Annotated in this window: 26 protein-coding genes; 23 read left to right on the forward strand and 3 right to left on the reverse strand. The window is 27.3% G+C overall.

What is annotated here, in order from left to right:
• Window positions 1-194 precede the first annotated feature (194 nt).
• Both CP965_RS01945 and CP965_RS01950 read right to left on the reverse strand, forming a co-directional pair.
• Window positions 195-458, reverse strand: coding sequence for a hypothetical protein (locus CP965_RS01945; protein ID WP_129060345.1), 264 nt, complete (start codon window positions 456-458; stop codon window positions 195-197).
• A gap of 84 nt (window positions 459-542) precedes the next feature.
• The gene (locus CP965_RS01950; RefSeq protein ID WP_164970978.1) at window positions 543-872 is read right to left on the reverse strand and encodes a helix-turn-helix domain-containing protein; all 330 of its coding nucleotides are present in this window, start codon (window positions 870-872) and stop codon (window positions 543-545) included.
• 97 nt (window positions 873-969) lie between these two features.
• Between CP965_RS01950 and CP965_RS01955 the strand changes: the two genes are divergently transcribed.
• The 14 genes from CP965_RS01955 to rmuC all read left to right on the forward strand — a co-directional run bounded on the left by CP965_RS01955 (window position 970) and on the right by rmuC (window position 11,985).
• Complete coding sequence (locus tag CP965_RS01955) at window positions 970-1,332, forward strand: hypothetical protein (RefSeq protein ID WP_129060347.1); 363 nt, start codon at window positions 970-972, stop codon at window positions 1,330-1,332.
• 153 nt (window positions 1,333-1,485) lie between these two features.
• Entirely contained in the window at window positions 1,486-1,842 is a 357-nt protein-coding gene (locus tag CP965_RS01960; protein ID WP_129060348.1) for a hypothetical protein, read from the forward strand.
• Window positions 1,843-1,985: 143 nt separating this feature from the next.
• A complete protein-coding gene (locus CP965_RS01965; protein ID WP_129060349.1) occupies window positions 1,986-2,222 on the forward strand; it encodes a hypothetical protein in 237 nt (78 codons plus the stop codon).
• Window positions 2,223-2,269: 47 nt separating this feature from the next.
• Window positions 2,270-2,689, forward strand: a complete 420-nt coding sequence (locus CP965_RS01970) for a hypothetical protein (protein ID WP_129060350.1) — start codon at window positions 2,270-2,272, stop codon at window positions 2,687-2,689.
• Between the two features lie 117 nt (window positions 2,690-2,806).
• On the forward strand, window positions 2,807-3,820 hold the full coding sequence (locus CP965_RS01975) for a hypothetical protein (RefSeq protein WP_129060351.1): 1,014 nt from the start codon (window positions 2,807-2,809) through the stop codon (window positions 3,818-3,820).
• Entirely contained in the window at window positions 3,817-4,629 is an 813-nt protein-coding gene (locus CP965_RS01980; protein WP_129060352.1) for a hypothetical protein, read from the forward strand. The genes CP965_RS01975 and CP965_RS01980 overlap by 4 nt, the downstream gene beginning before the upstream one ends.
• Before the next feature lies 1 nt (window position 4,630).
• The gene (locus CP965_RS01985) at window positions 4,631-4,912 is read left to right on the forward strand and encodes a hypothetical protein (RefSeq protein WP_129060353.1); all 282 of its coding nucleotides are present in this window, start codon (window positions 4,631-4,633) and stop codon (window positions 4,910-4,912) included.
• Window position 4,913: 1 nt separating this feature from the next.
• Window positions 4,914-5,984, forward strand: a complete 1,071-nt coding sequence (locus tag CP965_RS01990) for a zonular occludens toxin domain-containing protein (protein ID WP_129060354.1) — start codon at window positions 4,914-4,916, stop codon at window positions 5,982-5,984.
• 90 nt (window positions 5,985-6,074) lie between these two features.
• Window positions 6,075-7,373, forward strand: a complete 1,299-nt coding sequence (locus CP965_RS01995; protein ID WP_129060355.1) for a replication endonuclease — start codon at window positions 6,075-6,077, stop codon at window positions 7,371-7,373.
• A gap of 18 nt (window positions 7,374-7,391) precedes the next feature.
• Window positions 7,392-7,736: a hypothetical protein gene (locus CP965_RS02000; protein WP_129060356.1), complete on the forward strand. Its 345-nt coding sequence runs from the start codon at window positions 7,392-7,394 to the stop codon at window positions 7,734-7,736.
• The gene (locus CP965_RS02005) at window positions 7,737-8,891 is read left to right on the forward strand and encodes a tyrosine-type recombinase/integrase (protein ID WP_129060357.1); all 1,155 of its coding nucleotides are present in this window, start codon (window positions 7,737-7,739) and stop codon (window positions 8,889-8,891) included.
• Between the two features lie 40 nt (window positions 8,892-8,931).
• A complete protein-coding gene (locus CP965_RS02010; RefSeq protein ID WP_129060358.1) occupies window positions 8,932-9,303 on the forward strand; it encodes a YbgC/FadM family acyl-CoA thioesterase in 372 nt (123 codons plus the stop codon).
• Between the two features lie 79 nt (window positions 9,304-9,382).
• A complete protein-coding gene (locus CP965_RS02015) occupies window positions 9,383-10,627 on the forward strand; it encodes a M48 family metallopeptidase (protein ID WP_129060359.1) in 1,245 nt (414 codons plus the stop codon).
• Window positions 10,627-11,985, forward strand: a complete 1,359-nt coding sequence (gene rmuC / locus CP965_RS02020; protein ID WP_129060360.1) for a DNA recombination protein RmuC — start codon at window positions 10,627-10,629, stop codon at window positions 11,983-11,985. The genes CP965_RS02015 and rmuC overlap by 1 nt, the downstream gene beginning before the upstream one ends.
• Window positions 11,986-11,989: 4 nt before the next feature.
• Here the strand turns inward: rmuC and CP965_RS02025 are convergent, their stop codons facing one another.
• Window positions 11,990-13,210, reverse strand: coding sequence for a molybdopterin molybdotransferase MoeA (locus tag CP965_RS02025; RefSeq protein WP_129060361.1), 1,221 nt, complete (start codon window positions 13,208-13,210; stop codon window positions 11,990-11,992).
• Window positions 13,211-13,705: 495 nt separating this feature from the next.
• Between CP965_RS02025 and soxC the strand changes: the two genes are divergently transcribed.
• From soxC to soxB, 9 genes are all read left to right on the forward strand, one after another.
• Window positions 13,706-15,040 (forward strand): sulfite dehydrogenase, encoded by a 1,335-nt coding sequence (soxC, locus tag CP965_RS02030; protein ID WP_129060362.1) that lies wholly within the window; start codon window positions 13,706-13,708, stop codon window positions 15,038-15,040.
• Entirely contained in the window at window positions 15,012-16,211 is a 1,200-nt protein-coding gene (locus CP965_RS02035) for a c-type cytochrome (RefSeq protein WP_129060363.1), read from the forward strand. Before soxC ends, CP965_RS02035 begins: the two co-directional genes overlap by 29 nt.
• 10 nt (window positions 16,212-16,221) lie before the next feature.
• The gene (soxX, locus tag CP965_RS02040; RefSeq protein ID WP_129060364.1) at window positions 16,222-16,581 is read left to right on the forward strand and encodes a sulfur oxidation c-type cytochrome SoxX; all 360 of its coding nucleotides are present in this window, start codon (window positions 16,222-16,224) and stop codon (window positions 16,579-16,581) included.
• A 16-nt stretch (window positions 16,582-16,597) separates the two neighbouring features.
• Entirely contained in the window at window positions 16,598-17,050 is a 453-nt protein-coding gene (gene soxY / locus CP965_RS02045) for a thiosulfate oxidation carrier protein SoxY (RefSeq protein ID WP_129060365.1), read from the forward strand.
• 62 nt (window positions 17,051-17,112) lie between these two features.
• Window positions 17,113-17,430 carry a thiosulfate oxidation carrier complex protein SoxZ gene (gene soxZ / locus CP965_RS02050; RefSeq protein ID WP_129060366.1) on the forward strand — a complete coding sequence of 106 codons (318 nt, stop codon included), beginning with the start codon at window positions 17,113-17,115 and terminating at the stop codon, window positions 17,428-17,430.
• Between the two features lie 42 nt (window positions 17,431-17,472).
• Window positions 17,473-18,411 carry a sulfur oxidation c-type cytochrome SoxA gene (gene soxA / locus CP965_RS02055; RefSeq protein WP_129060367.1) on the forward strand — a complete coding sequence of 313 codons (939 nt, stop codon included), beginning with the start codon at window positions 17,473-17,475 and terminating at the stop codon, window positions 18,409-18,411.
• 10 nt (window positions 18,412-18,421) lie between these two features.
• Window positions 18,422-18,859: a hypothetical protein gene (locus tag CP965_RS02060; protein ID WP_129060368.1), complete on the forward strand. Its 438-nt coding sequence runs from the start codon at window positions 18,422-18,424 to the stop codon at window positions 18,857-18,859.
• 88 nt (window positions 18,860-18,947) lie between these two features.
• Window positions 18,948-19,601: a rhodanese-like domain-containing protein gene (locus CP965_RS02065; RefSeq protein ID WP_129060369.1), complete on the forward strand. Its 654-nt coding sequence runs from the start codon at window positions 18,948-18,950 to the stop codon at window positions 19,599-19,601.
• A 40-nt stretch (window positions 19,602-19,641) separates the two neighbouring features.
• The gene (soxB, locus tag CP965_RS02070; protein ID WP_129060370.1) at window positions 19,642-21,417 is read left to right on the forward strand and encodes a thiosulfohydrolase SoxB; all 1,776 of its coding nucleotides are present in this window, start codon (window positions 19,642-19,644) and stop codon (window positions 21,415-21,417) included.
• The last annotated feature ends 33 nt before the right edge of the window (window positions 21,418-21,450 follow it).

The raw sequence follows: 21,450 nt of genomic DNA on the forward strand, positions 1-21,450 counted from the left end.
TCACTTTTTCTATAAAACTATAAAATATTACAATTTGTAATTAAAAAATACTAAGAAGTTTTTTTAGATAAAATTTATATAGTTTATTGAAAAAGAAGGTTTATGAATTTATTTCATCAAAAATATGTCACATCATTGTCACAACTTTTATAGTTACTTAATTTAGCTTTATAGTTTACTTATTTTTAGTCTAATTAATAAGTTTTTATCTTTTTTTTATTTAAAGAGTTTAAAAGTAGGGAACCTTTTTCTTTCATTTTAAATCCAATTGTAAAACTAACTATTATAAAAAATACAAAAATAAAACTTGAAATTATACTAATTAAGTCTGTAACTGAATGGTCTGTATCTAGTAAAAAAAATATTGGACCTGTAAGTACTCCAATAATTGTTAGGTTTATTAATTTTGTTCCTAACTTAATAAGGTCTATTGCATCCTTTATATCTATACTTTTCATTATATTTGTCCTAAACCAAGTAAAATTGTTGCAGTTAAAAAACCTAAAAGAAACACCGTTATATATTTTAATATAGGAGTTATTTTAATCAATATCTTTTCCATTCTCTAATTCCTTACTTTTTGCAATGTAGTATAAATATTTTATCTCATTATTATTTAAGGAATCTATTGTTTTCAAAAGTTCTTCTTTATAATTAACTATATTTTTTTGAGTTTGTCCTTTTAGAATATAATCTAAGGAAAAATTCTCATTTTGTGAAATCTCAACAATTAATTCATAAGGTATTGTATTCCTTTTTTTCCATGTACTTAAAGTATTTGCTTTCACATTGTACCTATTACAGAATTCAGTATCTTTTGTAACTCCCAAAAGTTCGTACAATCTAGATAGTATATCATCAAATTTTCTCATTTTGAACCTTTTTATTGCAATAACTATTGACATTATTCGCATTTTGAACTATAATAACAATGTTTATTTATTGATTCACATTAGAAAAGAGGTTGAAATGCAATCAAAAACAGAGTTAAACAGTAAATCTTATCATATTTCATCTGATTTAAAACAACAAGAAATTATTATTCATCCTAAACAAAGTACAATATATAATTATTTATTATTTAAACAATTAACTATTTATGATTTTCTAAAGGATAATAATATGAATAAACTAACAAATGAAGAATTAAGAATACTTAATTTATTAGAAATAAAATTCAAAAATAAATCTTTAACAAAAAAAGATTTAGATGAAATTACATCTAAATTAATATTACAAGAATTCATAACAAAATTATTAGGTAATCCTTCTTTATTTTCAAGTAAAGAAACAATTAGAGTAAATATCTTAATTCAAATGAATCAACAATAATATTCTATAGTCTTTATTTAATAAAAGTTGAGATTATAGAGTGTTAAACACTTTCGAAACAATAGATTAACCCCTTTGTTTCGTTTTAGGTAAATGGGGTTAAAAATAGTCGTAGTTCAAAAGAATATAAATCGATTAAAAAAAGGAATAAAAATGTCAGTAAAAGAAATTAACTTAAAAGAACATGGTAACTTTATCTATGGAACATTAGATGGAGTTGATTTTGTGCCAAGTGGTGTTATAAGAGAAAATAATCAGGCTTACTCTGCAAGTGTAAAATTAAAATTTATTATGAAATCAACTGTTGTTAAAGAAATAAATGGAACACAAATACCAACTATACGTGCAAACTCTCAAATAATTAAAATTGAGTGTAAAGATGAAGAACTACCTGCATTAGCACTTAAATATAATGATTTAGTAGGTAAAGATTTACTTATTAATTATGGTGGAAGAGATGGAGACACTTTTAAATTGCAAAATGAGAAAGATATTATAAATATAAAGTAATTATTGGGGCTTGTGACCGTACACACAGTAAGTCCCCTTTTTAATTAAATTGATAGAGTGCATTAATACTAGTTCTTGACCTCTACAAATTTAATTAAGGGATAGATTATCCCAAAAAAGGAGAAAAAATGAAATTACTTTCATTGTTCGCGACATTATTCGCACTAGTTATGAACTTCTTTTCTAAAAGTTCACAAGGTCTAAAAGCATTTAGTTTTGGCTTACTTGCCTTTGCTCTTTCTAATGCTCCAGTATATGCAGATCCAATAGGTGCTCCAGATATGACAGATGCAACTGGTTCTGTTACCGCAGTATTTGGGGCGGTACTTGGTGTTGCTGTTTTAATTTTCGGCTTCAAAAAAGTAAAAAGTTTACTTTAAGAGATTGAGGGATTATCCCTCTTTCTTATTCTTCAAAAGGTTTAATTATGAAAAAACTATTCTTTATTTATTTTTTTATACTTAATTCTTTATTATTTAGTGATTATTTAATGATTGCAAAAAGAAAAACAGATAATTATGTTTATTCTGCTTGTGTAAGAAGTTTTTACTATACTGATGTAGAATTCTTTTATAATCATTCTTTCTATACAAATGATAATATCTATGATAAATTAAAACTTTCTAATTTTGACATTGAAACAAAAACAGGTTATATATATAATTCTGGAATTTGTAAATTAAATAATAAAAATACATTAGATTATACTGCTATTCCTTCAAAAGAATTAAATAATAATGCATTGTCAATACTTGGACTTTCAAATGAAGATTTAAATTTCATGTTCGCTCTTAGTGGCACTTTAAGTGCTTTCATTTTCCTCTTTGGTATTTTTAGGTGGATATAATGATTTTATATGAAGTTACAAGTAATATTACCTTTGATTATTTTTTCTCAATAAATATGAATATTGGATTAATTACTTTTGCTTTTACCTCTGTATTAAGACTTTTAAGGTAATACAATGAAAATATTGTTTATTACATTAGTATCTATTAGTTTTTTACTTGGTAAAGTGTCTTGTCCTTATGATTTGCAAGCTGATACTATTTATAATTTCTCAAAATTAGAGAATATTGCAATTTTATCTGTACAAGGAGAAGTATATGATAATTTAGTATATGGAGATTTAGACCCTGCAAACTCTCCTATTACTTATTATGATAATAGAAGTGCAATTTGTGGTGGAGAGTTTAATTTTAATAGAGTTATTGTCGCATATTGTGATTGGCATAGGGATAGTCAATGTTGGGATATAACTTTAGGTTCGACAGGATATAAAACAATTATAAATGAAAATGGAACTTATAAAAATAATGTAATAATTGCTAATTATTATCCATGCTTACCTTATTTAGTTGAAAAAGTTACTGTTGCATTTTACGATTATGATAATAATGATATTGGCTATGCTACTTTAAATTTAAATGAAGTTGATGAACAATTTGATATTCAACTAACAGAAGAAAAAGCAAAAGAACAAAGAACAATTTGTAGTAGTGAACCAATAACACCTTATATAGATGATTGGGAGAAAATACTATTAAATCAAAAACAATCAATAAAACAAATTGATATAAATATAGCAAATATAAATCCAAACTTTACAAATAACTTAGAACAATTAAACTCAATAAATGAAAATATCAATGAAAAATCAGAAAATTTAAATCAAGATATAGATGAATCTATATTATTAGATGGTTTTATAGTTAATCCAAGTATAGATGGAGAGTTATCAAACTTTCAAAGAGATATTGAAAACACATTAACAAATAGTTTTGATACTTATTCAAATGTATTTGGTTTTGGTGGATATGGTTCTGCTCCAACTCCTATTGATTTTGATTTATTAGGTAACTCATATACGGCATTTGATATAAAACAATATGATGAACATATACCAATGATTAGAAATACATTACTAAGTTTTTCTTATTTTTGGGGTTTTTTGCTTGTTTCAAGAAGTATCAAATGAAAATATTAATCTTATTTTTTATATTTATAACACTATGTTTTAGTGATTGTCCTACTACTCCTACTATAAATATATTAGGTGGATATGACTATCAAGGAATGGCAGGGAGTAATAGTGATTGTCAATCAATAGCAAATGATAATAGTGATGGATTAGGTTTTGTATTCTCTAATCCAAATTTAGATGATACTTGTCCCGGCTTTTGTTATTATAATACCCCTGAACCTATTATTTACCCTCAATATCCAAACACAACAGGAAATGGAGAAGGAGAAGAAATATCGGACTTAATACCATATTTAGATGAAGTGGAATATGTAAATTTAAATATAGTTGATGAATTAAATACATTAAATAGTAATGTTGAAAGTGCAACTAATCAAGTTAATCAAAATACACAAACAATAGATAGTTCTTTAAATAATGTAGATAATACATTAACAAATTTAAACACAACATTAGAAACACTAAACACAAAATTAGATGATATAGGTAATAGTGAAGATGATGACAGTCTCTATGATGGATTAACAGATGACTTTGAGATTAATCCAAGTATAGATGGAGAGTTATCAAACTTTCAAGGAGATATTGAAAACACATTAACAAATAGTTTTGATACTTATTCAAATGTTTTTGGTCTAGGTGGATATGGTTCTGCTCCTTCTAATATTAATTTTAGTTTATTAGGTAAAACCTATACAGTCTTTGATATCCAAGTTCTAGCTCAATATATTGAACAAATTAGAAATATATTTTTAATTGTTGCATATCTATTTGGAATTATTCTAGTATTTAAAGGAGTATAAAATGCCTGCAATTTCTGCAATTATTTCTGCTGTATTATCAGCTCTTGGATTTATTACTAAAAATCCATTTTTACAAAAGATAGTTATATTCTCTTTTTTCTTTGGTGTAGTATCTTTTACCGTAGATTTTTTTCTTAGTAAAGCTTCAACAAATTTAGTTAATGCTTCTCAAATACTAGTTTTAGCTTCATACTTAGGATTTTTAAATGCTTTAAAAGTTGTACTTAATTTTCTTATTGCAGGATTTATTGCTAAACAAATATTAGCATTTATAAGGTCTTAAAATGATTACATTTATTACAGGCTTTCCAGGTTCTGGTAAAACATATTTTGAGATAGATAAAATCTATAATATCTTATCAAATAATCATAATCTTTCAAAGAATATTGAAGTTATATATACCAATATTAATGGTATGAAATTTGATAAATTTCCAAGTAATAATATAGAACTAAAGAAACTACATATTGAAGATTTTTATAAATATTTAGAAGAATCACACAAAATATATGAATTATATAAAAATAGTGATAATGTAGATGAATACTTATTAAAACATACAAAGGAAAAAGGTTTTTTTAATGCCTTAATTGTATTTGATGAATGTCACGATTTTTTATCAAAACAAGATAAAGTAAAAGTATATTGGCTTACATACCACAGACATTTACACCACGAAATAGACCTTTTAACACAAAATAAATCTTTAATTAACTCTATTTATAGAGGGATACCTGAACAATTTATTGAAGCACAACCAAGAAGTAAAAAGCTGTTTTCAAATTCACTTTCATATAAATATTATGCCTCATTTGCAATGAGAAAAGCTGACCTTTTTAATAACTCATCTATAAAAACAAAAAAAGAAGTATTTGATTTATATACAAGTGGAAACACCTCAAAACAAAAATCAATATTAGTAAAGTTTATTTTAATTGCTCTAATAGGGTTATCTGCAACTATTACATTATTTGTATTTGTATTTTATAATCTAAAAGTAGAAGAGAATGAGCCTATAAAAAAAGAAGTCAAAAAAATAGAAAAACCAATTAGCAATGAAACAATAAGAAGAGTAAAAAATAAATTTGATTTTAATAACTACGTAGTAGAGATTACTTATAATTCTTTAGATGGATATTTTATAAATGATAACTATTATTCTATATTTCATTTTAAAAACTTTCTAAGAACAACTAATGCAAAAATACTATCAAGATATAACATTGCAAATATAGGAAATTATAAAGTTACTAAATTATATGTTAGAACCAATAAAGAAGCATTAAAACAATTTTTTCTAATGCCCAAGATAGATGAAAAAAATGAAATAAAAGACATAAAGGTAGAGTTTTAAAAGGTAATTTATAAGAGAGACGGATGTCTCTCTTATAAATTGCCCTTGATTACTTTTAAAAAAGTTACGTCAGTAAAAGAAAGGAAATATATGTACGGTATAACAAGACAAGATATTCAAATCATAGATACTAAAATAGAACTTCAAAAGAAGTATCTCCTAAGTAGACACTTTGACTTTGGAGACAATACAAAATCAGCATTAGATTTTACATATAGTGCAAATCTAAATCCTAAAAAATATTTTGCAGAAATGAACAATAGAATCAATTCTATATTTCAATATGCTAAAGATTTAAATTTAAAGCCTGTCTTTATTACTCTAACTGCTCCAAGTAAATATCACAAAACTAATAGAAAAAAAGAGTTATTAATAAATCCAAATGAAACAGCAAAAGAATTAACACAAATTTGGAATAAATTTACATCACTTCAAATATTTAGAAGAATAAAAAAAGAGTTAGGACATGGGTTAATTTACTTTAGAGTTTATGAACCACATAAAAGTGGTGTTCCTCATTTACATGCTATGTTATTTCTTCCTGCAGGATATATATTATCAGTTAAGAAAAAGTATAAAGAATACTTTACAAATAAAGATAGATGGGGAAACAATAAAAAATCAATAGATTTTAAATATACTTTTTATAACTCTGCAGGTGGTGCTATTGCATATATTATGAAGTATGTTACAAAAACTTTTAAAAATGAAAATGACGAATCAACTCAATATGCATCTTATTGGTATATTAAACATAATATAAGAAGATTTTTATGCTCTCGTACACTTGCACCCGTTACTATTTATAGAAAAGTCAGACATTTTTTTAAAAAATCAGAAAATGATTATCTTAGAGTAAGTGAACTTATAAAAAACAATCAAATACATAGACTTTTTGAGGATACTACATATTCTTATATGTTTTATAATCATGAGACTGGGGAAGTAGAAAACGTGACTGTTTGGCAAAAGAACTCGGATTTAATACTTAATTCAAGAATAAAAACAAAAGATACTTTTACTTTAAAATATACAAAAAAAGATAAGAAAAAACTTTTAATTGCTTTTGTATCTGACTTTGAAAAATATGCCTTTAATGAAACTTTAGAAAAGTTTATTTTAATGCCAGTTCTTCCTAGTTTATTAAGTAATTACCAACTTCAAAGATATTATACAATTTTAGATAATCAAGATATCAAAACTTTAGATCTAGTGCATTTTGGATTAGTTAAAAATGAAATGATTAAAAGAGAGTTATTAAGAGAAGAAATTATTAACTTGAATGAATATGTTGAGGCTAATCCTCTAACCAACCGTAGGGCGGTAGCACACGTTCCTCTACAGTTTTGTATTGCAGAAGAAATAGGCTATGACGTGCCTTTTATATAACAATTAAAGGATTAAATTATGACTATTGAAGCAAGATTAGAAAATATGCAAAATCAATTATCAAATGTTATTGAACTTTTACAAATTTCAATAAGTTCATTGCATACTAAAAAAGCTGTTGCTAATTTTCTTGGAAAAAGCCAAAAAACAATAGATAATTATATTAAAAATGAATCGTTTATTAAAGGTAAACATTATTTTATTAATGATAGTGGAAAAGTAGAATTTATTCCAGTTGCAATAGTTGAATTTAAGAAGAATCCTACACATAAAATAAAAGTTATTGAAAAGAAAGAAGAAATTGAAAAGAAAACTATTGTATTAAGCGAAACATCGTCAAATATTTTAAAAGGTATAGTTTAATTGGATTCTGTAAAAGTAATCTATGGAGATTTAAAAATTAATATTAGACCTATTAATAATCATTGGTGGCTAGATTTTTATCATAATAAAAAGAGAATTAGAAAAACAACTAATTTGAAAGTTAATGAAAAAAACTTAAAACATATAAAAAATATGATAATACCTGAAATTGTATCTGCATTAACTGGTGATAATCAAGTAGAATATTTTGAAAAAGATTTGTTTTTTGATGATTTTTCTATTGAGTTTTTTAAAGTCTATAAAGATACAGTAAGAATACACGTTTATGAAAAAAATCAAAAGCATTATGATAACCATATAAAACCATATTTTGCAAAACATATTTTAAAGGATATTCAGCCTTTGGAGCTTGAGCAATGGCAATTAAAATTACTTAAAAAATATAAACCTAGTACAGTAGTTAAATATCGTTCTATTATGTATTCAATTTTTGATAAAGCCTTACAAAACAATCTTATAAAATATAATCCTTTAACTCGTGTAAAATCTCCTTTGACAATAAAAAAGAAGATTAGAACATTAACAGAAAAAGAAGATGAAAATGTAAATCCATTTACAATAAAAGAAATTAAAAAGATATTATCTAATGCAAATGGTAACTTGTATTATGTAATATTTTTTATGTTCTTAACTGGTATTCGTCCAGGGGAATTAATATCTTTAACTTGGGATGATATAGATTATGATAAGAAAAGAGTTGCAGTAGAAAAAACTACTGTACATGGTAAAGTAGGGGATGTTAAAACTCAATCAAGTGTAAGGTATATAGATATGCTTCCTCAATTAGAAACTGTTATTAAAAATCTTCATAAAGAAACTGGTAATTATGAAAATCTTTTTATCTCTCATTTTAAAAAGCCTTTTTATTCTCATGATATTTTAAACAAGAGGTTTAAAGAATTATTAGAAAAAATAAATATTAAAGAAAGAAGTTTATATAATCTTAGACATACTTTTGCAAGTCATATGATTTCAAATATCCAAAATGGTATAGATATACTTTGGGTATCAAAAATGTTAGGTCATAAAGACTTATCAATTACATTACAAATTTATGCAAAATATATAAAAGAAGATGATGAGACTAGATTTAGTAAATTGGATAAAATAGGCACGATTTTAGGCATTATTTAGTTTTTACTATTTATAAAGTCCATAAATATGGAGTTCTAGAATGAAGATAAGAATCTATTATGAAGATACAGATATTGGTGGTGTAGTTTACTACGCAAATTATTTAAAGTTTTGTGAAAGAGCTAGAAGTAATATCTTTTTTGAAAAAGGATTATCTCCCCATCAAGAAAATGAATTTTTTGTTGTAAAAAAAGTAGAAGCAGATTATATTAAATCAGCAACTTTTGCAGATGAGTTAGAAGTTACTTCAAAGGTAATATCTCAAAAAAGTGCTTCTTTAGAGATTTTTCATGAAATATTTAGAAATGAAGAATTACTTTTTACAGCAAAGGTAAAACTTGCATATTTAAAAAACTTTAAACCTACAAAAATACCTAAAGATATTTTAGAACTCTTTTCTAATTTTAATTAAAAAATTTTACTAAAAGCCAAGTTCAAAAAGGATAAAATATATCCTTTAAAAATTAATTTTACTTATAAAGGATACTTTAGTGTTAGAAATTTTTGTTATAGCTTACTGTGTATATTTCTTTTTTACAATATATACTTCATTTATGCAAATAGGGTATGTACATAAAGCAAGAACTTTAAGACCTATTATTTTAGAAAATGAAAAATATATTGAAGCAGCAAACTATTCTATAGAAAAAGAGAGATTATCAATTGTTTCATCTTTTTATAATTTTTTATTATTTATTTTTTGGATTGGGTTTGGACTTTCTATTTTAGACTCTTTAATTAGTGTTGAAAGTTATTGGTTAAAAGCAATTGTATATGTTGATTTATTTATCATAATTAATTGGCTTTTAGGTTTACCTTTTGATTTATATTCAACTTTTAAATTAGATAAGAAATATGGTTTTTCAAATATGACACCAGCTTTATTTGTAAAAGATACAATTAAATCAGGAATCTTATTTTTAGTATTTGGTTCAGCTGTAATTGGTGGAATTTCTTGGATTATTACTAATTTACAAACTTGGTGGATTTGGGGTTTTGTTTTTATTTTTGCTGTAATTATTTTAATTAATATGCTTTATCCTGTAATTAGAGATAAAATGTTTGATAAATTTGAGCCTTTAAAAGACAAAGAATTAGAAGAAAAAATAAATACTTTATTATCAGAAGTAGGGTTTAAAAGTTCAGGTGTATTTTCAGTAGATGCAAGTAAAAGAGACAATAGATTAAATGCTTATTTTGGTGGTTTAGGAAGTACAAAAAGAGTTGTATTGTTTGATACTTTAGTAGAAAAATTAACTCATAATGAACTTTTAGCTGTTTTAGGTCATGAATTAGGGCATTTTAAAAATGGAGATATATTAAAAAATATCGGAATTATGGGTGCTGTAATGTTTGTATTTTTTGCAATATTTGGAAATTTAAGTGAAGCAATATTTTTAGGTTTATCTCTACAAAATGAACCTTATGCAATTATTACTTTATTTTTAATTTTTTCTCCTATTTTATCATTTTTTTTAATGCCTTTAATTTCTTTAATTAGTAGACATAATGAGTATGCAGCAGATGAATTTGGTTCAAATTTACAAAGTAAAGAAGATTTAGTAAATGCTTTATTAAAATTAGCAAATGAAAATAAATCTTTCCCTCTTTCTCATCCTTTATATATCTTTTTTTACTATTCTCATCCACCATTAGTAGAAAGATTCAAAGAGTTAGGTTATGATGTGAATGAAGAAAGTGAAGAAGCTTTAAAAGATAGTATTTTTAATAAATAATGGAAAATCAAGTTTTAATTTTAACTGTAGGTTTAGTATCTGGTTTAATAATAGCTTTTTTAATAACATGGTTAATTTTCAAACAGAAAATTAACCTCTTAACTAAAGAGTTAGAATATGTAAAAGAAGCTGATGAAAATATTATTAACTCTTTAAATAATAGTAATAAAAAACTTGAAGATGATATCAGAAAACAAGAAAAAAATTTTCAAGATAGACTAGCTTTAGAAGTAAGATCTTATGAGACAAAAATCAAATCTTTAAAAAGTTTTATTGAAGATAAAAAACAACAATATGAAAATGAATTTAAAATTAAAGAAGATAATTTAAAAGAAAAAATTGAACTTTTAGAGAACTCAAGAGAAAGATTAAAAGTAGAGTTTGAAAACTTAGCAAATAAACTATTTGAAGAAAATACTAAAAAGTCTTCAAATAGTTTAAATCAGCTTTTAAACCCTTTCAAAGATCAGTTAAATAGTTTTGGAAAAAGAGTTAATGATATTCATAGTGAAGAGACAAAACAACGAGTAAATTTATTATCAGAAATTAAAAATTTAAAAGAATTGAATAATCAAATTTCACAAGATGCATTAAATTTAACAAAAGCTTTAAAAGGTGAAAATAAAACTCAAGGTGATTGGGGAGAGCTTATTCTTTCAAAAATCTTAGAACAAACAGGACTAAGAGAAGGTTTTGAATATTCTACTCAAGGCTCTTATACTGATGAAAATGGTAAAAGATTAAGACCAGATGTTATTGTACATCTTCCTCAAAATAAAGATATTGTAATAGATTCAAAAGTATCTTTAACTTCGTATATAAATTATACGGAGTCTCAAGATGATATTCAAAGAGGAAATGCAACAAAAGAGTTAATAAAGTCTTTATATACACATATAAAAGGACTTGGTGCAAAAAGTTATGAAAATATTGAAGAGGTTAAGACTTTAGATTTTGTAATTATGTTTATTCCTATAGAAGGAGCATTTATGCTTGCTGCCTCAGAAGATAATAATCTATTTAAAACAGCTTTTGAAAATAATATTATGCTAGTTTCTCCCTCAACTTTATTTGCAACATTAAGAACAATAGAAAATATTTGGAGATATGAACATCAAAATGAAAATGCTCTTTTAATCTCAAAAAAAGCAGCTGATTTATATGATAAATTTGCAAGTTTTGTTAATGATATTGAAAATATAGGAACCCATTTAGACAGAACACAAAAAGCATATGAAGAAAGTATAAAAAAATTAAGTTTAGGAAGAGGAAATCTTATTAGAAGAAGTGAAGAGTTTATTGAATTAGGTGTAAAAGTTAAGAAGAAAATAGACACCCAAAAATTATTGGGTGAATAGTTTTTTAATTTAGTTCATTAAGTAGAAGAATATCTACAAAGTCACCTTTTTTTAGGTTTTCTCCATTTTCTTGTTGAATTAATAAAGCTGGAGACTCTAACATATTTGTTAAAATAGCACTCGTACCTTGTTTTTTACCTTCAAAATTAATTTTGTATTTTCCTTCTTCATAAAATACATTACAAGCTGTAAAAATTGTTTTTGCCATTTTTTGAGGATAGTCTTGTGTAATTTCGGCTTTTACAATAGGAAGCTTTTTATTTGAGTTTTCATATTTATATATCATAGGTAATAAATATAAAATAGCACAAACAGTAGATGAATATGCAAAGCCAGGTAAAGCAATAATAAGTTTATTGTCCTTTTGTGCAATTAATATATGCATTCCAGGTTTTATTTTTACCCCATGGAATAAAACTTTAGCACCAATTTTTTCTTTTACTACATCTTGTACAAAATCATAATCTCCTACTGAAACACCACCTGTAGTAACAACAATATCAGATACCTCTAAAGAACTTTGTAATAATTTTGTTATTGAATCAATATCATCTTTTACAACACCTCTTTGAATAGTCTGTGCCCCAGCCGTTTTTGCTAATGCTTCAATAGTAAGATGGTTTGAACTTCTAATTTGAGAATCATTTTCTTGTTCTTCTCCTAAATCAAGAATTTCACTACCTGTACTTGCAATAGAAACAATAGGTTTAGTATAAACTTCAACTTGTGAGATATTTAATGAAGCCAATACTCCAATTTCTGCAAAACCAATGGTAGTTCCTTTCTTTATAAGAACTTCTCCTTTTTTGTAGTTCTCACCTATATCTCTAACTGCAAATTTTGAAGGAACTTCTTTTTTTATAATAATTTCATCATTTTCTACTTCTACATTTTCAATAGGAATTAAAGTATCACTCCCTTTTGGCATTAAAGAGCCTGTAAAAGTTTTTATACATGTTCCATTAGTAACTTCTTCTTTGATAACTTCTCCAGCTGGATTTTTTCCTATTATTTTTAATCTATTTAGTTTTTGATCTTCAGCTTTAATAGCATAACCATCCATTCCTGAAGTTTTGAATTCAGGATTATTATTTTTTGCAATAACATCCTTTGCTAAGATTCTGCCTTGTGCATTTGTAATAAAAAGCTTTTCCTTAGTATTACCTTTAAAATTAAGGTTATATAGTATATTTAAAGACTGCTCATAATTTATAAAATCTCTCATATTTACTCCAATTTTTTTAAAGGCAAATAGTATCATATGCAATATAAAATATAAAAGCTATCTTAATCAAAATTCTTAGAGTTTATAATAATTTTATGGATTAAATATTAAGAAATTAAAAAGATAAAACTGTATATCTATTAAGAAAGGTCACTAAATTGGTTACTTTAAATAAAAAAAGAAAATAATTGAAAGAAGGGTTTATGAATAATTTAATAAAAAAGTAGACGATGTATATAATAGTAAATACCGTTTTATAAATCAACTGAAGAATAGCTTTTAAATAGCAAAAGTCATAAAGTTGTTACAAAACAGAACAAAAAGTCAAAAAAGCCTAGTATATTATTGACTTACATCAAAAAAATGGCAATAATTTCCTCATAGTTATATAATAAATACTTATATAACCAAGCTTTATGATTCGTATAAGTAAAAGTAAACTATCTATTAAGTTTACTTATTTGTATGTGTATGGCTAATTTTTAAGGAGGAATGATGACGAAGTCAAGTAAAAATTCTGAAAAGTCACTTGAAACAATTTCTGAAAAGAAATTAAGTAGAAGAGATTTTTTTAGAAAAACTGCAGTCTATTCAGCTGGTGCCATAGCTGCAGCAAATGTTTTGTCTCCTGTGAAGCTTAGAGCAGATGATCCTGCTATTATAGAAGAAGCACAATGGGGAACAAAACTTGGTGATATGGTTACTAAAAACCTATATGGAATACCGTCACCTTATGAACACAATGTTATTAGAAGAACTACTGATCTTCTATCTTCAGGAGATGCATATGCTTCTGTTTCAATGTGTCCTATTCATGAATTACAAGGTATTGTAACTCCAAATGGATTGTTTTTTACTAGAAATCATGGTGGAACTGCTCATGTTGATCCTCATGAATTTAGATTAATGATTCATGGAAAAGTTAAAAAAGAAGTTGTTTTAACTTTAGATGACTTAAAAAAATATCCAAGTGAAAGTAGAATTTATTTTATTGAATGTCCTGCTAATGGTTCAACAGGTTGGAGAGGACCTCAATTTAATAATCTACAATTCATGAAAGGAATGATGAGTTCTGCTGAGTGGACAGGAGTTATGCTAAAAACTGTACTTGAGGACATTGGTCTTGAAGATGATGCTGTTTGGATGTTAGCTGTAGGTAGTGATAATGCAGGTAATCCTAGAACTATTCCTGTAGAAAAAGCTATGGATGATGCTATGCTTGTTTGGGCTCAAAATGGAGAAGCCCTAAGACCAGAACAAGGTTATCCTTTAAGACTTCTAGTTCCTGGTTGGGAAGGTAATTTAAATACTAAATGGCTAAAAAGACTTGAATTTTCTGATAAACCTTGGCATGCAAAAGAAGAAACTTCTAAATATACAATGCTTCAAAAGTCTGGAAAAGCAATCAGATATTTTTGGGCAAATGAAGTTAATTCTGTGATTACATCTCCCTGTCCAGAAAAACCTTGGACCCACCTTAAAAAAGGTGATATGATTGAAATTGAAGGTTTGGCATGGTCAGGACATGGTACAATTACTAATGTCGACATCTCTTTTGATGGTGGAGACAACTGGGTTGAAGCTAATTTAAAAGGTTTAGTTTTACCTAAATCTTGGACAAGATTCTCTTATATTACTAGATGGGAAGGGAAACCTTTATTACTATCAAGTAGAGCAATTGATGATACAGGAAATGTTCAACCTACAATTGATCAAGAAACTTCTGCCGTAGGTGTTGAATCAATTTATCATAGAAATGCAATTGTTACATGGGAAGTTAAATCAAATGGGGAGGTTAATAATGTTCACATTAGAAAACACAATGCTTAAAAAGTCTTTGCTTGGTGCTAGTGTTGTAACAGTAGCTTTATTAATCTCAGGTTGTGCAACAAATGGTGAAATCAAAAAGTCAGTTGATGGAGCAGTAAAGTATGAAACAAAAGACGGTAAATATACATCTTATCATGTTAATACTCAAAACATCAAGAAATTTAATTTTGGTAGAGAAGCTACTAAAAGAGAAATTGCGGCTTGGGATTTAGATGTTATGCCTGATGGAACAGGTTTACCTAAATATGATATGAAAAATGGTGAAGTTGTTTTAGATGAAGATGGTAATCCAAAAAAAGCAGAAGGTTCTGTTGAATGGGGTTATGAACTTTATGATGCACAGTGTGCTATGTGTCATGGTGAGTTTGGTATTGGTGGTAAAGGTTATCCTCCATTATCAGCAGGAAGTGCTTCAACAGAAACTTTAACAAACCAATTATTAAACCCAGCAGATAAAAATCCAGGAGTAGAACCTCCTACAAAAGTTATAGGAACATATTGGCCATATGCAAGTACTCTTTTTTGGTATATCCAAGAGTCAATGCCTTTCCCTCATCCTAAATCTTTAACTAATAGTGAAACATATGCTTTAGTAGCTTACTTATTAATGGAAAATGGTATTACTATTGATGGTGAAGAATTAGATGATGAATATGTTTTAGATAGAGAAAAATTCTTAAAAATAAAAATGCCTAATGAAGATGGTTTTTATCCAAAAGTAGATACACCAGAAAATCCTAAGAAAGGTGTAGAAAATATGAAAGCATTTTTAAGTGATCCTAAAAATTATGGTACTGGTGAAAGATGTATGACTGATTGTATAAAAGAAGAAGTACCAGTACTTAAAATACAGAATGAATTAAATGATTTTAATCCTCCTGCATCAACTGAAAGATCATGGAAAGTTGAATCTTCAGATTCTTCTGCAAACTCAAAAGCTGCAACAACATATGAGACATATTGTGCTGCTTGTCATGCAAATGAAGCAATCGGTGCACCTGTTTTAGGTGATAAAGATGCTTGGGCTGCTGTTGTTGCTAAAGGAATGGACACTGTTTATGCTAATTCTATAAATGGAATAAATGCTATGCCTCCAAAAGGTGGAGCTATGGATCTTTCTGATAAAGAGTTCAAAGAAGTGGTTGATTATATGATCAACGCTAGTAAATAAGGAGAAAGCAATGAAATTAATCAAGAATTTACTTATAGCTTCTGCTATAAGTAGTTTAGCTTTAACAAGTTCTTTTGCTAATAATGAAGAACTTGTTAAACAAGGTGAAAAAATTTTTAATACTAAAAATTTAGGTAATTGTTTAGCATGTCATGCTGTAAGTGGTAAAAATATTGATGGTCCAGGAAGTATGGGACCAAAATTAACTGGGTTACAGTATTGGCCAGATGAATTACTTTTTGATACTGTATATGATATATATAGTGCAAGAAATGTTCAAAATACTTCAATGCCAGCATTTGGTAAAACAGGTTGGTTAAGTGAAGAACAAATAAAAGCTGTTGTTGCTTATTTAAAAACAATTCAATAATTTAAAAGGATAGAAAATGATGAACAGAAGAAATTTTTTAGGTTTAGGTTTAGGTGCATTAGCAGTTTCAATGGCTCCTTCTTCTTTAAGTGCAATTGACTTTAGAAAAGAAAAGCCAAAAGCTTGGACTGCAACAAAAGTTGATGAAGCAATTAAAGAATTATTTGGTAAAACTGCAACTGCTTCAGATAAAGTTAAATTAAAAGCTCCAGATATTGCAGAAAATGGTGCAGTTATTCCTGTAACTGTTTCATCTGATTTAGCTGGTTCTAAAGTAGCAATTTTTCAAGATGCTAACCCAGAGTCAACAGTTGCTGTATTTACAGTTCCAAAGGGTGGAATTATTGATTATTCTGTAAGAATTAAAATGGCTAAAACAGGTAATGTAACAGCTATAATTGAAGAAAATGGTAAATTATATTCAACAACTAAAGAAGTAAAAGTAACTATTGGTGGATGTGGTGGTTGATTTAGTTCAACTATTAGAATTACATAGAATTTTTAAAATATAAATATTAAAAGGAATTAATAATGGCTAAAAAAACTAGAATTAAAGCAAAGTTAAAAAAAGGTGTTGTAACTGTTAAAGCTCTTGCTAACCATGCAAACCTAAGTTACCAAGAAGCAGAGAGAGCTAAAAAAGAAGCTAACTTTATTACTTATGTAGTTGCAAAAGTAAATGGAAATATTGTTTATGAATTATCATCAAGTCAATTTTTATCAAAAAATCCATATTTTAAATTTCAGTTTAATGCAGATGCAGTTGGAGCTAAAAAAGGTGATAAACTAGAGTTTACATGGGTTGATTTAAAAGGTAATACAAGAGCTGATAAAGCTAAAATTAAATAATTAATCACTCTTTTGAGTGATTAATCTTACAAGGAGATATGTATGTTATTAAAAATTGCTAAAACAACTGCATTAACTGCTCTTGCTGTATGTACTTTAAATGCAGCTGATTTTAATGCACAAGCAGAGAAGGATAGATTAGCTTTAGTTAAATATTTTGAAGCAAAATTTGATAATCCTGAAAAAAATAGAGCGACTTTTTTCCCATATTCAACTGATGATGAATTGAAAAATAATATTATTAGTGGTGTAAAATTTGAAGAATTTTCTATTGGAAACTATGCATTTTCAAAAAATGGTAGAGTTTCTTATGAGGAAATTAATGAATTCCCTCCATATGAAGAGTTTATTGAACATGGTGAAGAACTTTATGAAAAAGAGTTTGCAAATGGGAAATCTTTAGCAACATGTTTCCCAAACCCTGCGGAAGCAGGTTCTAAATATCCTTTCTTTGATGAAGAAAGAAAAGAAGTTATGACTCTTACTGTTGCAATAAATGAGTGTAGAACTTCAAATGGTGAAAAGAAATGGAATGAGAAAAAAGGTGATATGGCTCACGTTCAATCTTTCTTTGCATCATCTGCAAGAGATGAAGAAAAAATTGTAGATGTTAAAATTCAAAGTGCTGAAGCTGCAGCTGCATATGAAAGAGGAAAAGAGTATTATTATACTCAAAGAGGTTATTTAAAACTTAACTGTGCAGAGTGCCATGTTCAAGGTGCAGCTTTAAGAGTTAGAAATGAATCTTTATCTCAATTATTAGGTCAAACAACACATTTCCCTGTATATAGATTAAAATGGGGAGCTGCAAGTCCTAAAAATGATGGACTAGGAACATTAGAAAGAAGAATGTCAGGATGCGTTAAAGATCAAGGTCAAGTACCACCTAAAAATGATAGTCAAGAAATGAGAGAACTATTATTCTTTATGGCTTATATGAGTAATGGCCTTAAATTTGATGGTCCAGATATTAGAAAATAAGGAGATGGTTATGAAAAAATTATTATTAAATTTATCAATTGCAGCAACAACAGCGTTCGTTTTTACAGCTTGTGTAAGTAATGCACCAACTCCTGAAAGTGCAGCAAAAGTAGATGAGAAACTACTTTGTAGTGTTGAAAAAAATGGTATTGAAAAAGTCTTAGCAACTGCAAAACTATATAATAAAGCTGCTCAAGAACAAGGTTTAGAATTTAGAAGATTAGAGGTTAATAATTCAAATTTAATTGCTGCTGTTGAAGAAGGAATTAAATCTGGTGCGAAGGAAGTTAATCCTAAAACTTTTAAAGGTAAAAAATCTAAAACTGTATTACCTCTTGAATTTGCAGCAACAAGAGCTTGTAAATTTGGTATTGCAGCATTGAGTCAAGCTTATGAAGCTAAGAGCACATGGAGAACAGCTATCCCTGGAGATGGTTTTAAATATTAATATATTTATATAAAAAAGAATAAGTGAAAAGTCAAGAGTAAAATCTTGGCTTTTTTTATTTAAAAATGCATGAAATTAAGGAAAAAAAGTGACAGTTCTAAGAAAAACTTTAATAGCAACAGCTATTATGAGTTTATTTTCTACTGTAAGTTTTGCAGAGGAAGAAAACTCTTCTTTTATACCACTTTCTAAAGGTGTGAAATCAATAGATATTAACTTAAATGATGAAAATTTTACACTTATTAGAAACCAAAAAGTTGGAAATTTAATTTCTGAACTTTATAATACAACACATAGAGGTGCTCTTCAACCAATGACTATTGCAGAAGGAATAGAAACAGTTGGTGAAGTAGAGTTTATTGAGTATATGAAAAAAGCTCAAACTGATGATTCAATAGCAATTATTGATTCTAGAAGTCCAGGTTGGTTTGCAAGACTTAGAATTCCTGGAGCAGTAAATGTTCCTTATACAAATTTTAAAGATAGGGATTCTGCTGTAGAAATGATGGAAGATGAAATGGGTGTTATTGAAAAAGAAGATGGAAGTCTTGATTTTTCAAATGCAAAAACAGTTGTTTTATATTGTAATGGATATTGGTGTGGACAAACACCATCTATGACAAAAAGATCAAAGTATTCTTTGTTAAATATGGGATACCCTGTAGAAAAAATCAAATACTATAGAGGTGGTATGCAAGCTTGGACTTCTTTAGGTCTAACTGTTATAGGGACAGGAAAATAGTTTAGAATGTCTTTTTTAAAATTAATTAGAGGATTAATAAATGAGTAAATTAAGTAGAAGAGAATTTGTTTATATGATGGCAGTACTTGGTTCTGCGCCTGTATTTGCAAATTCTCATACAAGAATGACAAATACAAATAAAATGGAAGACTATTATAAGTTAAAGCCATTTGGTAATGCAAGATTTATGCATATGACAGACTCTCATGCACAGTTACTTCCTGTATATTTTAGAGAACCAAGTGTAAACTTAGGTTTTCATGGTAACTATGGAAAGCCTCCACATATTGTTGGAGACAAACTTTTAGATTATTATGGAATAAAAGATAATAAAAGATTAACTTATGCTTATTCTTGTATTGACTTTGAAAAACATGCAAAAGTAATGGGTAGAACTGGTGGTTTTGCACAAATTAAAACTGTTGTTGATTATTTAAAAAATAGTTTTGGTGAAGATAAAACTTTATTACTTGATGGTGGAGATACTTGGCAAGGTAGTGCAACTGCACTTTACACTAGAGGTAAAGATATGGTTGGTGCTATGAACTTATTAGGTGTTGATATCGCTGTTGGACACTGGGAATTCACATATAAAGCTCAAGAAGTTTTAGATAACGTAAAAATGCTAGATGCAGAGTTCTTAGCACAAAATGTTAAAGTAAAAGAAGATGCATTGTTTGAAGAAACTGAAATTGCAATGCAAGCATATGATGAAGATACAGGTCATGCATTTAAACCATATACTATTAAAAAAATGGGTAATGCAAGAGTTGCAGTTATCGGTCAAGCTTTCCCTTATACTACTATTGCAAATCCTCAAAGATTTATTCCTGATTGGTCATTCTCAATTAATGATGAAGGAATGCAAGAGTTAGTTGATGAAGTAAGAGAAACTGAAAAACCAGATGCAGTTATTGTACTTTCTCACAATGGATATGATACTGATAAAAAAATGGCAGAAGTTGTTACTGGTATTGACTTTATTATGGGTGGTCACACTCATGATGGTGTACCTGAAGCATATCCTGTTAAAAATGAAGCAGGTACTACTTATGTTTGTAATGCTGGTTCAAATGGTAAATTCCTAAATGTTCTTGATTTAGATATTCAAAATGGAAAAATCAAAGATTTTAAATTTACTTTACTTCCAATCTTCTCTGATTTAATCCCTGAAGATAAACAAATGAAAAAATATATTGAAGATGTAAGAGCTCCATATAAAAAAGATTTAGATAGAGTAATTGCAACTACTGAACAAACACTGTTTAGAAGAGGTAACTTCAATGGTTCTTGGGATCAAATTATTTGTGATGCTTTAATGGATGTAAAAGGTGCTGATATCTCTTTATCTCCAGGATTTAGATGGGGAACATCTGTAATTCCAGGACAAGATATTACTTTTGATGATTTAATGACTCAAACAGCAATGACTTATCCAGAAACATATGCAAGAGATATTTCAGGTAAAGATATTAAACTTATTTTAGAAGATGTAGCAGATAACTTATTTAATGAAGATCCATTCTATCAACAAGGTGGAGATATGGTTAGAACAGGTGGTATTTCTTATAGAATCAATCCAACTGCTAAAATTGGTGAAAGAATTTCTGATATTACACTTACTAAAAATGGACATAAGCTTGAAGCTAATAAGTCTTATAAAGTTGCAGGTTGGTCAACTGTTGGTTCTAAATCACCAGGTGAACCAGTATGGGAAACTGTAGAGACTTATTTACAAAATGTTAAGCACATAGCTAACTTAAAAATTGATACTCCTGATATTGTTGGTATCAAAGGAAACCCTGGAATTATCTAATAATTTTAGAATGATAAAACATAAAGAAATATT

The organism is Halarcobacter mediterraneus (assembly GCF_004116625.1).
Classification (GTDB): domain Bacteria; phylum Campylobacterota; class Campylobacteria; order Campylobacterales; family Arcobacteraceae; genus Halarcobacter; species Halarcobacter mediterraneus.